The organism is Pseudomonas sp. IT-P171, assembly GCF_949767765.1.
GTDB classification, from domain to species: Bacteria; Pseudomonadota; Gammaproteobacteria; order Pseudomonadales; family Pseudomonadaceae; genus Aquipseudomonas; species Aquipseudomonas fluorescens_B.
Map to the genome: position 1 here is coordinate 181,384 of NZ_CATKQN010000011.1, position 12,126 is coordinate 193,509.

Below are 12,126 nucleotides of genomic sequence, written 5' to 3' on the forward strand. Positions count from 1 at the left end.
ATGAAGGCGTACTGGATTGCTCATGTCGATGTCACCGACCTCGATCAATACAGCCAATACACCCAGCGGGCGCCAGCGGCCTTCGCGTTGTATGGCGGACGGATGTTGGCCCGGGGCGGGCGCAGCGAAGCGCTGGAAGGCGGGCCCACGCCGCAACGCAACGTGGTGATTGAATTCGACTCGTACGAACAGGCGCTGGCCTGCTACCACTCAGAGCAGTATCAAGAGGCGAAACGGCACCGCGAGGGCGTGGCCCGGGCTCAGATCATCATTGTCGAGGGCGTGGCGCCCTGAGGGCCGCGTGTAGAAACAGACTCAGCGAATGAAGTGGATCTTGCCGGTATCATCGTTGCCGATGTAGATGCCATACACCCCGGCCTGGCGTTCCTCGATATAGCGTTCGAGGATCTGCCGGATCGCCGGGTAGTAGATGCTGTCCCAAGGGATGTCCTCGGGTGCGAAGAATTTGTAGTCGAGGGTTTCCGGCCCGTACTGCCCGGTGATCTCCAACGCAATGGCGCGGAAGATGATGTACACCTCGCTGATCTTCGGCACGCTGAAGATCGAGTAGGGCGAGAGAATTTCCGCGCGCACGCCGCTCTCTTCCCAGACTTCGCGCAGCGCCGCCTGCTCGGTGGTCTCGCCGCCTTCCATGAAGCCGGCCGGCAACGTCCAGGTGCCAGGACGCGGCGGGATGGCGCGCTGACATAGCAAATACTTGCCGTCCTGCTCGATGATGCAGCCGGCAATGATTTTCGGATTGACGTAATGGATGTAGCCGCAATCGCGGCACATCAGGCGCTCGTGCGTATCGCCCGGCGGCAGCTGGTGACTGAGGTCACTGCCGCCGCACTTTGGACAAAAGCTCGGGCTGAACATTTTTAGCGACCTATACGCGGTTCTTTAAGCGCGATGGGCAGGGTGATTGCCGGGATCGCCCCGGTTTCTTCCTGTTTGCGCTTGAGGTAATCGAGAGCGACGGTTGCAGCGGCGCGCACGTGATCGACGCAAGCCTGGTGGGCGGCGAGGGGATCGCCACTCTTGATGGCCTCGACCATGCGTTCCATTTCCTGATTGCTGGCGCCACGACGGTTTTCCTGGGATACCGAGGTCGCCCGCAAGTAGCTGATTCGCGCCTGCAACTGGCGCAGCTGAGTGGCCGCCACATGGTTGCCGGAGCCTTCGAGCAGGACATCGTAGAAACCCTGAACCGAGTCGATGACCTGTTGCAGTTCACCTTCCTTGAGGGCCTTGCGGTTTTCCTCCAGGGCTTTTTCCAGGGCCTTGATGTCCTTGGCCTTGGCACGCAGGGTGAACAGCTGGACGATCAGGCCTTCGAGCACGCAACGCAGTTCGTAGATATCGACGGCATCGGCCAGGGTAATGATGGCGACACTGGGCCCTTTGGCGTCGGCGAACTCCACCAGGCCTTCGGATTCCAGGTGACGCAAGGCCTCGCGAACGGAAGTGCGACTGACCCCCAGGCGATCACACAAATCGCGTTCGACCAAGCGGTCTCCCGGCATGAGCTGGAAGTTCATGATGGCGCTTCGCAGTTTATCCAGCACGATTTCGCGCAGGGTAACGGGATTGCGATTGACCTTGAAGCTGTCGTCGAGTGGCAGGCGTTTCATGGGGTCCGCTCTGAGTGTGGCTGTCCATGCAAAAAGAGCACTTCGATCGCAAGAATCTCTGTGCTCGGTCAGATCAAACAGCCAAGGGTTAACTGGAGGCCTCGGCATCGGCTTCGGCGAAGGCTTCACGGGCGAGCCGGAAACTGTCTACGGCAGCGGGAACACCGCAATAAATACCGACCTGAAGCAGAATTTCGCGTATTTGTTCACGACTCAGCCCGTTACGCAAGGCGCCGCGTACATGCAGCTTGAGTTCGTGAGGCCGATTGAGGGCCGAAATCATTGCCAAGTTTATCATGCTGCGCTCTTTAAGCGACAAACCCTCACGGCCCCAGACATGGCCCCAGCAGTACTCGGTGACCATCTCCTGCAATGGCTGGGTGAAGTCGTCGGCGTTCTCGATGGACCGGTTCACGTAGGCTTCGCCCAACACCTGGGTGCGGATTTTCAGGCCTTTTTCATATTTTTCATTGCTCATCGCTGTGCGCTCCCAAAATCGTCGAGCCCGCCCATCAAGGTGTATTTGAGCTCCAGATAATCTTCGATGCCGTACTTGGACCCTTCACGACCGAGCCCCGAGGATTTGATCCCGCCAAAAGGCGCGACTTCGGTAGAAATCAGCCCTTCGTTGATCCCGACCATGCCGTATTCCAGCGCTTCACTCATGCGCCAGGCCCGGCCCAGGTCGCGGGTGTAGCAGTAAGCCGCGAGGCCGAATTCGGTGTTGTTGGCCAACTGCACAGCCTCGGCTTCGCTCTCGAAGCGGAACACCGCGGCCAGCGGGCCGAAGGTTTCCTCTTGAGCGACTTTCATTTCACCGGTCACGCCGGCCAGCACGGTTGGCTGGAAGAAGCCGTGCCCCAGTGCATGACGTTCACCACCGCAAAGCAGTCGGGCGCCTTGGGAGAGGGCGTCCTGAACGTGGTCTTCGACTTTGGCCACCGCGCGTTCGTTAATCAGCGGGCCTTGAGTGACACCTGCCTCGAAACCACTGCCAACGTTCAGTTGCGCCACGCGCTCGGCCAGTCGCGTGGCAAAAGCATCATGAATGCCACTTTGCACCAGGAAGCGATTGGCACAGACACAGGTTTGCCCGGCATTGCGAAACTTGGCGATCAGCGCACCTTCTACGGCGCGCTCCAGATCAGCATCGTCAAACACGATGAAGGGCGCGTTGCCCCCCAATTCCAGCGAGACTTTTTTCAGCGTTGGCGCGCACTGCGCCATGAGCAACTTGCCAATGGCGGTGGAGCCGGTGAACGACAGTTTGCGCACCAGCGGGCTGGCGGTCAGCTCGCCGCCGATGGCCACGGCGTCGCCGGTGATCACATTGAAAATGCCCGGTGGAATCCCGGCCTGTTCCGCCAACGCGGCCATGGCTAGCGCCGAGAACGGCGTCTCCGGTGCCGGTTTGACGATGCATGGGCAACCGGCCGCCAGCGCCGGGCCGGCCTTGCGGGTGATCATCGCCGCCGGGAAATTCCACGGGGTGATGGCCGCGACCACGCCGATCGGTTCCTTGCTGACCACAATGCGCGCATCGGCTTTGTGACTGGGAATGGTGTCGCCGTAGATGCGTTTGGCTTCTTCGGCGAACCACTCGATGAAGCTTGCGGCGTAAAGGATTTCACCCTTGGCCTCCGCCAAGGGCTTGCCTTGTTCCAGAGTAAGGATTTCTGCCAGGGCATCGGCGTGCTCGAGCATCAGCGCGTGCCAGCGTTTGAGCGTCTGGCTGCGCTCTTTGGCGGTCAGTGCGCGCCAGGCCGGCCAGGCTTTGTTGGCGGCGGCGATGACCTGACGAGCTTCTGCGGCGCCAAGGTTGGGCACCTGGCCGATCTTTTCGCCGGTGGCCGGGTTGAAAATGTCCTGACAGACGCCATCGGGCGCATCCAGCCACTGGCCGTCGATGTAGGCCTGCTGGCGGAACAGTTGCAAGGCTGCTGGGCTCATGCCGGCTCCCATAATAGAAGTAAAAAAGGGCCGCACCGGGGGGGGGGGAGACGCAGCCCAAATGTAGACGTCAGGCCAGTGTGGGCAGCGGGCCCAGCTTGCCTTTGTGATAGATCATCGGCGTGACCGGTTGCTCGGGCAGAATCAGGTTCTTCACCGCGCCGACGATGATCGCGTGATCGCCGCCGTCGTATTCACGCCACAGTTCGCACTCGATGATCGCCGTGGCTTTGCGCAGCAGCGGGTTGCCCAGCTCGCTGAGGTGCCAGTCGATGCCTTTGGCCTTGTCCTTGCCTTTGCCCGCAAACGCATAGGCTTCGGCAGTCTGGTCGGCCGACAGCAGATGAATCGCGAACTGCTTGCTGTCACGCAGAATTGGGTACGTGTCCGAGGCATAGTTGGGGCAGAACAGCACCAGTGCCGGATCAATCGACAGCGCACTGAAGGCGCTGGCGGTGATGCCGACGATGCCACCGTCCGGGTCCAGGGTGGTGACCACCGTGACCCCGGATGGGAACGAGCTCATGACGTCTTTGTAAATGCCGGGTTCGATCATGTCGGCGGTCTCCTAGCGCATCACGAAGGGATCAGGCATGGGTGCCTGAGAGAGGTTGATCCACACCGTTTTCAGCTCGGTGTAGGCCAGCACCGAATCGATGCCGCTCTCGCGTCCATAGCCGCTGTTCTTGAAGCCGCCGATCGGCGCCATGGCCGAGACAGCGCGGTAGGTGTTGACCCAGATAATCCCCGAGCGAACGTCCCGGGCCAGGCGATGGGCACGCCCCAGGTCGCGGGTCCAGATGCCGGCGGCGAGGCCGAACTGCGAGTCGTTGGCAATCGCCAGCGCTTCGGCTTCATCTTTGAAACGGATGACCGAGGCCACTGGACCGAACACCTCTTCCTGCATGATCTTCATCGAGTTGCGGTCGCATTCGAACAGGGTCGGCTCATAGAACCAGCCATCCCCCAGATTCTCTGGACGCTTGCCGCCTAGACGCAGACGCGCACCTTCGGCCACGGCGTCGGCTACCAAGCCTTCGACCACGGCCAGTTGTTGCGCAGTGGCCATCGGGCCCATTTCGCTGCTGTCTTCCTGCGGGTTGCCGATGCGGATGCGCTTGGCACGTTCGACCAGACGATCAACGAACTCATCGTAGATTTCGTCCTGCACCAACAACCGCGAGCCGGAAACGCAGCTCTGGCCTGATGCCGCATAGATCCCGGCAATCGCACCATTGATCGCGCTGTCGAGGTCAGCGTCGGCAAAGATAATGTTCGGTGATTTGCCACCCAGTTCCAGCGACAGCTTGGCGAAGTTCTCGGCGCTGCTGCGCACCACATGCCGGGCCGTGGCAGCGCCGCCGGTGAAGGCGATCTTGCGCACCAGCGGATGGCGGGTGAGGGCGGCGCCGGTGCTTGGGCCGTAACCGGTGACGACGTTGACCACGCCCGGCGGGATACCGGCTTCCAGCGCCAGACGCGCCAGCTCCAGAATGGTTGCTGAGGCGTGCTCGGACGGTTTGATCACAATGGTGTTGCCTGCCGCGAGGGCCGGCGCGAGTTTGATCGCCGTCAGGTACAGCGGGCTGTTCCAGGGAATGATCGCCGCGACCACGCCCATGGCTTCATGCACCGTATAAGCAAACAGGTCCGGCTTGTCGAGGGGCAGGGTGCCGCCTTCGAGCTTATCGGCCAGGCCCGCGGTGTAGTGGAAGAACTCCGGCAGGTAACCGACCTGACCGCGGGTTTCGCGAATCAGCTTGCCGTTGTCGCGGCTTTCCAGCTGCGCCAGTTGTTCCTTGTTTTCGGCGATCAGGTCACCGAGGCGCCGCAGCAGTTTGCCGCGAGCGGTGGCGCTGAGGCCGCGCCAGGCCGGGCTGTCGAAAGCCGTCTGCGCAGCCTGCACGGCGCGCTCGACATCGGCTTCGTCGGCATCGGGCAATTCAGCCCAGGCTTGAGCCAGGGCAGGGTTCAGGCTTTCAAAGGTCTTGCCGGAGAGGGCATCGACCCATTCACCGCCGATGCACATCTGGAAGCGTGCGAGTGTCATGCAACGATCCCCTTTATTTGGTTTTGTCGGGCGTTTGCCGTGTCGAGAAACTCCAGCAACAGCTGGTTGACCAGGCGCGGAGATTCTACGGGCATCATATGCCGCTGTTCGGCGAGCACGGCAACTGTCGCGCCGGGAATGCGTGCGGCCAATTGCTCGGCCATTTCCGGTGTCGAGCCCGGGTCCAGTTCACCGGTGGCGATCAGAGTCGGCACCTGAATGCTGGCCAGATCGTCAGCGCGGTACATGTCCTGGGTCGCGAACAGCTCATAGGTGGTCAGGTAACCTTGTGGGTCATTGTCTGCCAGGGTTTGGCGCAAAGCTGCGATCTGCGCCGGGTTGGCCGCCTGATATTCGCGGCTGAACCAGCGTGACAGGGCGGCTTCGGCGTTGGCATCCGGTCCGTGTTCGGCCGCTTGAGCGGTGCGGGCGATGACGCCGGCACGCTGTTCGGGACTGCGATTGAACACGCTGTTGAGCACCACGAGGCCTTGCAGGCGTTGCGGGTAATGCAAGGCAAATGCCCGTGCGACCAGCCCACCCATGGAAAAACCGATCACCGTCGCCTGGGGCAATTGCAGGTGATCGAGCAGCTCCAACAACTGGTCGGCATAGCCGAGCAGGGGGGTGCCGCTTTCCGGGCGCGGGCTGGCGCCATGGCCCAGCATGTCGTAGGCAATCACGCGGTACTTCGTGGCCAGGCCAACGACCTGGCCGCCCCACATTTCTTTGTTCAGGCCCACGCCGTGGATCAAAACCACGGGCTGGCCTTGGCCGGTCGCCAGGTAACTGGTGCCAGCCGGGGTGAGTTCAGCGGTGAGCCGAATCATGGAGCGCTCCTGCATGCCTTTTTGTTGTTCTTATCGACCTTGATTACTGGGCGTTTTCAGCGGCCAGCTCTTCGAGATCGATGTAACGGTTGCCGATGCGTGGGTGCAGGCGGCCGCCGTCGGCGCAACCCAGAACCACCACGATTTCGTCGGCACGCGGTGCATCTTCGATCTGCATTTCCAGGGTGATGTAGTGCGAACGCAGGCCTTCGTCGTCCTTGTGCATCATCGGGATCTGGATCGAGGTGCCTGGGCCGCCGCGCTTGTTGGTGAAGCTGAGATAGCTCTTGGCTTTCACCGCTTCGCGGTAATGGTTGCCGAAGCGCAGGGTATGGATGACGGCGGAGGCGTGTTCGATTTCACCGTCGGCGCCCACTACGGCGGCCTTGCCATAAGCCTCGATCTTCTCGGCGCCCCCGATGATGCCCACCAGACGCTCGACCATCAGCGCACCGAGGTCGGAGCAGTTGGCGCGAATTTCCGGCTTCAGGTCTTCGACAAAGCCGCGACCCAGCCAAGGGTTTTTCATCACGACGGCCAGCCCGACCATGGTCACGGGCTTGTCGGCAGCCTTGCCTCCTTCGATAAAGGTTTCTTCGACGTAGCTGACGATCTTGCGGATTTCGAAACTCATGAGCTGCTCCGTGTAGGGTAAGAGTGTCTGTGCGTCTGATGGTATACCATAATACCGGAAGCACAAGTCCCTGAAACGGGTTTCTGGTCGGAAGGCGATAAAAGGAGGGCTGGGCTATTGCTGCAGTTGCCTGGAACACATCGCTTGCGGCAGGACGGGTTCTATCGTTTCTGTAGCTGTCGATAGTCGGTGATTCGTATCAAACCCTGCGTACTGAACAGACCCGATCCAAGATATTTCGTAACGGAAAGTCCAAGTGGCGTGTGTTGGAACAATCACATTTCTTGGTCTTGATATGCCCAAAAAACAAGTCCAGAATCAAGTCCATTCCTGTTTTAGGAATAAAAGAAACCCCTTAGATTTCAATGGGTCGGACGCCAGATGTGAGTCTCGTTTCCCGCTCCAGATGTTGTTTTGCAGAGTTCCATTTGGCGCTGCAAAGCTAGAAAAATAGAGGCTTCGGCCTCTTTTTTCGTTCCTGCGATTTCTATCGAAATCTACCAGCAGCCACGGATTTTAAGTACATCAATAAGTACCTCGAAATCCGGGTTTTGCTCGTAGCAGTTTCCAGATAGATGATGCATCGCCGGACCCGTACAACTCTCCTCAATCGAACGAGACGAGGGGATGTACCCATGCCGTTGACCAATACGGCAGTTCGTAACGCCAAACACTACGGAAAAACTACACCCTCAAGGATATGGATGGGGTGTACCTGTTCATCGGCGCCAAAGGCGGAAAAAGCTGGCATTTCCGTTTCTATTGGCCAGGCCGGCAGGTTCGTATCTCACCGGGCAGTTATCCGGACATCAGCCTCAAGAATGCGCGAGGCACGAGACCAGGCCCCACCTTGGTGGCACAGGGAGTTGTTTTCCGTGCAAGCAGGAAGGAGGAGCATCTGGCAGCTTGTGCTGCGGGCCCCCTTCATCTCGTGGAATCGGGATGAGTTATGAATTTTGGTGGCTATGGTGTCTGGAGAGTCCGGGGCGATTCACACTAATGTTCTCACCAAGCTACCGAACTCCTCGCAGCTCCAGGAGCTGAGCGCTTACGAATGTAATGAATGAAGTAGGGGAGTTATCCAAAGCGACCGGTAATGTAGTCTTCTGTCTGCTTCACTTTTGGTGAGGTGAAGATCTTATCGGTCACATCATGCTCAATCAATTCGCCCATGAACATAAAGGCGGTGTAGTCCGACACGCGTGCGGCTTGCTGCATGTTATGGGTCACGATGATAACGGTGTATTGCTCTTTCAACTCAGTAATCAACTGCTCTATACGCCCGGTGGAAATCGGGTCAAGAGCAGAGGTCGGTTCATCTAGAAGCAATACTTGGGGGCGCAAAGCGATGGTGCGCGCTATACACAGGCGCTGTTGCTGGCCACCCGACAGGCTCTGTGCGCTTTGTTTGAGCTTGTCCTTTACCTCGTTCCAAAGCGCTGCACCGTGGAGTGCTTGCTCTACGCGTGCATCCATTTCATGACGGGAGAGCTGTTCATGGTGGCGCACGGCGTAGGCAATGTTGTCGTAAATGGACATCGGAAACGGCACCGGTTTCTGAAATACCATGCCGATATGGCTACGTAGCCGGTTCATCGAGTAATCAGGGGCGAGAATATTCTCACCGTTAAGCAGCACCTCGCCGCGCGCCTCCTGCTTCGGGTACATGGCGTAGATGCGGTTGAATACCCGCAATAATGTCGACTTCCCGCAACCTGAAGGGCCAATGATCGCAGTGATGCGTTTCTCTGGAATATCCATATCGATGGATTTCAGAGAGCGCTGGCTGTTGTAAAAAAAATCCAGGCCGCGAACGCGAATTTTGGTTTTTTCGTTAGCAGGATCATGGCTCTTCATCAGGTCGACCTATTGCGTAAAAGGATCAAGCGGGACAGTAAGCTGAGTATCAGTACAAACAAGGTCAGTACCAATGCGCCAGCCCAGGCTAAGGAGTGCCAGTCATCGAACGGGCTCATGGCGTACTGGAAAACCACCACGGGCACGCTGGCAATCGGTTTCAGAAGATTGCTGCTCCAGAACTGGTTGCCGAACGCTGTAAACAGCAGCGGTGCTGTTTCACCGGTAATTCTGGCCAGTGCGAGAAGCACACCGGTCACCACACCCGCTTTTGCAGCCCGCAATACGATTTGCAGAGTCAGTTTCCATTGTGGGACGCCTAATGCCAGCGCGGCTTCCCGCATGGTTGAGGGTTGTAACTGAAGCATCTCGTCAGTGGTTCTCACGACCACTGGAATCACCAATAGCGCCAATGCCAGGGCGCCGGCGATAGCGGAGAAACCGACTTGGTGGTTAGTCAGTATGTTCAACGGCAGGATAACGCCGGTGTAAATGAATAGGCCCAGCACAATGGACGGTGCCGACAGCAGAATGTCGTTAATGAAACGGACTGTGGTGCCCAGGCGCGAGTGGCGTGCGAATTCCGCTAGCCAGATTCCTGCCATCAAGCCAATCGGCGTACCGATCAGCAAGGCGATAGCGGACATCAAGGCACTGCCATAGAAGGCGTTTGCCAGACCACCTTCGGTACCAGGTGGCGGTGTCATCTGTGTGAAGAGACGAAGATTTAGCGCCTGAAATCCGTTGATGACCGTAGTCAACAGAATCCAGACCAACCAAATGAGGCCGAATGCCGTGGCGCCACAACTGAGCACCATTGCAAGCCGGTTCTTGACGGCGCGGATTTGGTAGAGACGTTCGTTACCAGTCATAGACCCTCCTTGCGTGAAAGCCGCATAAGCAGGAGTCGTGCTAATGCCAGCACAATAAAGGTGACGACAAACAGCAGGAAACCCAGCGCGATGAGTGCCGAGCGATGCAGGTCGGTATAGGCCTCGCTGAACTCGTTGGCGATTACTGACGCGATGGAGCTGCTTGGCATCAGCAATGAGGCGGAGAACTGTTGGGCATTACCCAGCACGAAAGTCACCGCCATGGTCTCGCCCAATGCCCGTCCGAGGCCCAGAAAAACTCCCCCGACAACCGCAGATCGGGTGTAAGGCAGAACAATGTCCCAGACCACTTCCCAAGTAGTGCTACCAAGTGCGTATGCAGACTCCTTGAGGGTTGTGGGAACACTACGGAACACCTCATGCATGACAGAGGTGATGAAGGGCATGATCATGATTGCCAGCACAATGCCCGCTGTCAGCATGCCAATTCCTAATGGCGGCCCCTGAAACAGCGAACCGACCAAAGGAAGTTCACCCAGATAGTCATTGATCCAGGGCGACAGGTTTTCTGCCATGAACGGGCCGAAAACGAACAGCCCCCACATTCCATAGATAATCGATGGGATCCCCGCAAGCAATTCAACCGCCGAGGCGACGGGCATCCGCAGCCAAGGCGGTGCTACTTCAGTAAGAAAAATCGCAATGCCAAAGCTGACCGGAACGGCAATCAGTAACGCCAGAAAAGAGGTCACTAAGGTGCCGTAAATTGGCACCAACGCACCGAAGTGGTTATTGACGGCATCCCATTCAGTGCTTGTAAGAAAGTCGAGACCAAAGGTCTTGAGCGCAAGACTGCCGCCCCAAAGTGTCGAGGCTGCGATGCTCGCCAGTAGCAACAGCACCAGCATTGCGGCGCCCAGCATTGAACGCTTGAACCAGAGATCATGACGCTGATCGCGAGCCGCACGCCTATCACTCGTTACGTCGCCAGTGTGAAGGGGCATGGTCAAAGGTTGGACTGTGTCGTTCATCATACGTCTGCTCACAAACAAACCCCTTCGCCAGGCAAAACGGGCTTGAGGAAGGGGGCTTTTGAATGTTGCTGGATCAATGGGCGAAGTCAGACTTCCAGTAACCTTCAATCCGCTTTACCAGGGAGTCAGGCAACGCGACATAGTCCAGCGCCGAGGCCTGTTGCTGACCGTTCTCCAACGACCATTTGAAGAAGTTGAAGGCGGCTTGGCTTTGCTCGGCATTCTTTGGCTGTTTGTACATGATGATCCAAGTGGTCGCCGTGATCGGCCATGCGCTATCACCAGGCGCGTTGGTCATGATCAGGTTGAAATCCTTGGCGTTAGCCCAGTCCGCAGTGTCGGCAGCCGCTTGGAACGCTTTGGAGTTGGGCTGAATGAATTTCCCGGCGGCGTTTTTCAACTGCGCGTGCGTCATCTTGTTTTGCAGGGCGTAGGCGTACTCAACATAACCGATTGAGTTTTTGATCTGTTTTACGTAGGCGGAAACACCTTCGTTACCTTTGCCACCTACACCGACGGGCCAAGGCACAGCGGTGCCAAAACCGATTTTCGATTTCCAGCCATCACTCACTTTGGAGAGGTAGTTGGTGAAGTTATACGAGGTACCGGAGCCGTCAGAGCGGTGAACGACGGTGATTGTGCTGCCGGGCAATTTCATGCCCGGGTTCAATGCGACGATAGCCGGGTCGTTCCAGACGGTAATTTCACCAAGGAAGATTTTCGCCAGGGTCTCACCGTCGAGCTTCAACTGGCCCGGCGCGACCCCTTCAATGTTCATCACCGGCACGATGCCGCCAATGACACTGGGAAACTGGCCCAAGCCACCAGCCTTGAGATCATCGGCAGACAACGGTGCGTCAGACGCACCAAAATCCACTGTTGCAGCCTTGATCTGAGCGATACCGCCACCCGACCCGATCGACTGGTAATTGATACGGTTGCTGGAGCTTTTGCTGTAGTCCTGCGACCACTTGGACAAAACCGGATAGACAAAACTGGAGCCCGCGCCGGTAACATCGGTTGCATGAGCAAGGCTGCTCATGCAGAGGGAAGCCAACAAGACAGACAGGCTTTTTTTAGTCAGCAACATCACGACAACACCTCAATGGAAGGGGTCAAGTGGAGGTACCCACCTAGTCAGAGAAGTGACGATTTAATTCTTTATTTATTTCTGTCTGATGACCGTTTCGGCGCTTTCAGTAATATTTTGAAATAATTGTGAGCCGATCTTATTTTGCGCGTTTGCACGTCGAAAAATGCTCGACTGCACCAGCCCCCAGCCCATGGGGCTGCCGTTTTTTTTC

14 protein-coding genes are annotated in these 12,126 nt (G+C 57.9%); 2 read left to right on the forward strand and 12 right to left on the reverse strand.

All coding sequences use genetic code 11. The annotated features are described in order from the left end of the window. Positions 1-294, forward strand: a complete 294-nt coding sequence (locus tag ACM6I5_RS09310) for a DUF1330 domain-containing protein (protein ID WP_095152784.1) — start codon at positions 1-3, stop codon at positions 292-294. Between the two features lie 21 nt (positions 295-315). Here ACM6I5_RS09310 and ACM6I5_RS09315 read toward each other — a convergent pair whose 3' ends face one another. The 8 genes from ACM6I5_RS09315 to ACM6I5_RS09350 form a co-directional block, all read right to left on the reverse strand. After that, the gene (locus tag ACM6I5_RS09315) at positions 316-879 is read right to left on the reverse strand and encodes an NUDIX hydrolase (protein ID WP_414883671.1); all 564 of its coding nucleotides are present in this window, start codon (positions 877-879) and stop codon (positions 316-318) included. 2 nt (positions 880-881) lie between these two features. After that, positions 882-1,634, reverse strand: coding sequence for a GntR family transcriptional regulator (locus tag ACM6I5_RS09320; RefSeq protein ID WP_095152786.1), 753 nt, complete (start codon positions 1,632-1,634; stop codon positions 882-884). Between the two features lie 88 nt (positions 1,635-1,722). After that, positions 1,723-2,112, reverse strand: coding sequence for a 4-carboxymuconolactone decarboxylase (gene pcaC / locus ACM6I5_RS09325; RefSeq protein ID WP_414883672.1), 390 nt, complete (start codon positions 2,110-2,112; stop codon positions 1,723-1,725). After that, positions 2,109-3,584, reverse strand: coding sequence for an NAD-dependent succinate-semialdehyde dehydrogenase (locus ACM6I5_RS09330; protein WP_414883673.1), 1,476 nt, complete (start codon positions 3,582-3,584; stop codon positions 2,109-2,111). The genes pcaC and ACM6I5_RS09330 overlap by 4 nt, the downstream gene beginning before the upstream one ends. A 70-nt stretch (positions 3,585-3,654) precedes the next feature. After that, on the reverse strand, positions 3,655-4,140 hold the full coding sequence (locus ACM6I5_RS09335; protein ID WP_074877285.1) for a flavin reductase family protein: 486 nt from the start codon (positions 4,138-4,140) through the stop codon (positions 3,655-3,657). Between the two features lie 12 nt (positions 4,141-4,152). Continuing rightward, positions 4,153-5,634, reverse strand: a complete 1,482-nt coding sequence (locus ACM6I5_RS09340; RefSeq protein WP_414883674.1) for an aldehyde dehydrogenase — start codon at positions 5,632-5,634, stop codon at positions 4,153-4,155. Continuing rightward, on the reverse strand, positions 5,631-6,464 hold the full coding sequence (locus ACM6I5_RS09345; RefSeq protein ID WP_414883675.1) for an alpha/beta fold hydrolase: 834 nt from the start codon (positions 6,462-6,464) through the stop codon (positions 5,631-5,633). The genes ACM6I5_RS09340 and ACM6I5_RS09345 overlap by 4 nt, the downstream gene beginning before the upstream one ends. Before the next feature lie 43 nt (positions 6,465-6,507). Then, the gene (locus tag ACM6I5_RS09350; RefSeq protein WP_018927718.1) at positions 6,508-7,098 is read right to left on the reverse strand and encodes an amino acid synthesis family protein; all 591 of its coding nucleotides are present in this window, start codon (positions 7,096-7,098) and stop codon (positions 6,508-6,510) included. Between the two features lie 700 nt (positions 7,099-7,798). Here ACM6I5_RS09350 and ACM6I5_RS09355 point away from each other — a divergent pair. Beyond that, positions 7,799-8,044 carry an Arm DNA-binding domain-containing protein gene (locus ACM6I5_RS09355; protein ID WP_414883676.1) on the forward strand — a complete coding sequence of 82 codons (246 nt, stop codon included), beginning with the start codon at positions 7,799-7,801 and terminating at the stop codon, positions 8,042-8,044. A gap of 131 nt (positions 8,045-8,175) precedes the next feature. Here ACM6I5_RS09355 and pstB read toward each other — a convergent pair whose 3' ends face one another. The 4 genes from pstB to pstS form a co-directional block, all read right to left on the reverse strand. Then, a complete protein-coding gene (gene pstB, locus ACM6I5_RS09360; RefSeq protein ID WP_017339129.1) occupies positions 8,176-8,955 on the reverse strand; it encodes a phosphate ABC transporter ATP-binding protein PstB in 780 nt (259 codons plus the stop codon). Further along, positions 8,955-9,827 carry a phosphate ABC transporter permease PstA gene (pstA, locus tag ACM6I5_RS09365; protein ID WP_017339128.1) on the reverse strand — a complete coding sequence of 291 codons (873 nt, stop codon included), beginning with the start codon at positions 9,825-9,827 and terminating at the stop codon, positions 8,955-8,957. Before pstA ends, pstB begins: the two co-directional genes overlap by 1 nt. Continuing rightward, positions 9,824-10,792 carry a phosphate ABC transporter permease subunit PstC gene (gene pstC, locus ACM6I5_RS09370; protein WP_414883952.1) on the reverse strand — a complete coding sequence of 323 codons (969 nt, stop codon included), beginning with the start codon at positions 10,790-10,792 and terminating at the stop codon, positions 9,824-9,826. Before pstC ends, pstA begins: the two co-directional genes overlap by 4 nt. A gap of 103 nt (positions 10,793-10,895) precedes the next feature. Then, positions 10,896-11,912: a phosphate ABC transporter substrate-binding protein PstS gene (pstS, locus tag ACM6I5_RS09375; RefSeq protein WP_017339126.1), complete on the reverse strand. Its 1,017-nt coding sequence runs from the start codon at positions 11,910-11,912 to the stop codon at positions 10,896-10,898. Positions 11,913-12,126: the final 214 nt, after the last annotated feature.

What these genes read in the sequence shown, in the direction of transcription:
- ACM6I5_RS09310 (WP_095152784.1), top strand. Translation starts at nt 1, where the DNA reads ATGAAGGCGTACTGGATTGCTCATGTCGATGTCACCGACCTCGATCAA.
- ACM6I5_RS09315 (WP_414883671.1), bottom strand. Translation starts at nt 879, where the DNA reads ATGTTCAGCCCGAGCTTTTGTCCAAAGTGCGGCGGCAGTGACCTCAGT.
- ACM6I5_RS09320 (WP_095152786.1), bottom strand. Translation starts at nt 1,634, where the DNA reads ATGAAACGCCTGCCACTCGACGACAGCTTCAAGGTCAATCGCAATCCC.
- pcaC (WP_414883672.1), bottom strand. Translation starts at nt 2,112, where the DNA reads ATGAGCAATGAAAAATATGAAAAAGGCCTGAAAATCCGCACCCAGGTG.
- ACM6I5_RS09330 (WP_414883673.1), bottom strand. Translation starts at nt 3,584, where the DNA reads ATGAGCCCAGCAGCCTTGCAACTGTTCCGCCAGCAGGCCTACATCGAC.
- ACM6I5_RS09335 (WP_074877285.1), bottom strand. Translation starts at nt 4,140, where the DNA reads ATGATCGAACCCGGCATTTACAAAGACGTCATGAGCTCGTTCCCATCC.
- ACM6I5_RS09340 (WP_414883674.1), bottom strand. Translation starts at nt 5,634, where the DNA reads ATGACACTCGCACGCTTCCAGATGTGCATCGGCGGTGAATGGGTCGAT.
- ACM6I5_RS09345 (WP_414883675.1), bottom strand. Translation starts at nt 6,464, where the DNA reads ATGATTCGGCTCACCGCTGAACTCACCCCGGCTGGCACCAGTTACCTG.
- ACM6I5_RS09350 (WP_018927718.1), bottom strand. Translation starts at nt 7,098, where the DNA reads ATGAGTTTCGAAATCCGCAAGATCGTCAGCTACGTCGAAGAAACCTTT.
- ACM6I5_RS09355 (WP_414883676.1), top strand. Translation starts at nt 7,799, where the DNA reads ATGGATGGGGTGTACCTGTTCATCGGCGCCAAAGGCGGAAAAAGCTGG.
- pstB (WP_017339129.1), bottom strand. Translation starts at nt 8,955, where the DNA reads ATGAAGAGCCATGATCCTGCTAACGAAAAAACCAAAATTCGCGTTCGC.
- pstA (WP_017339128.1), bottom strand. Translation starts at nt 9,827, where the DNA reads ATGACTGGTAACGAACGTCTCTACCAAATCCGCGCCGTCAAGAACCGG.
- pstC (WP_414883952.1), bottom strand. Translation starts at nt 10,792, where the DNA reads ATGCCCCTTCACACTGGCGACGTAACGAGTGATAGGCGTGCGGCTCGC.
- pstS (WP_017339126.1), bottom strand. Translation starts at nt 11,912, where the DNA reads ATGTTGCTGACTAAAAAAAGCCTGTCTGTCTTGTTGGCTTCCCTCTGC.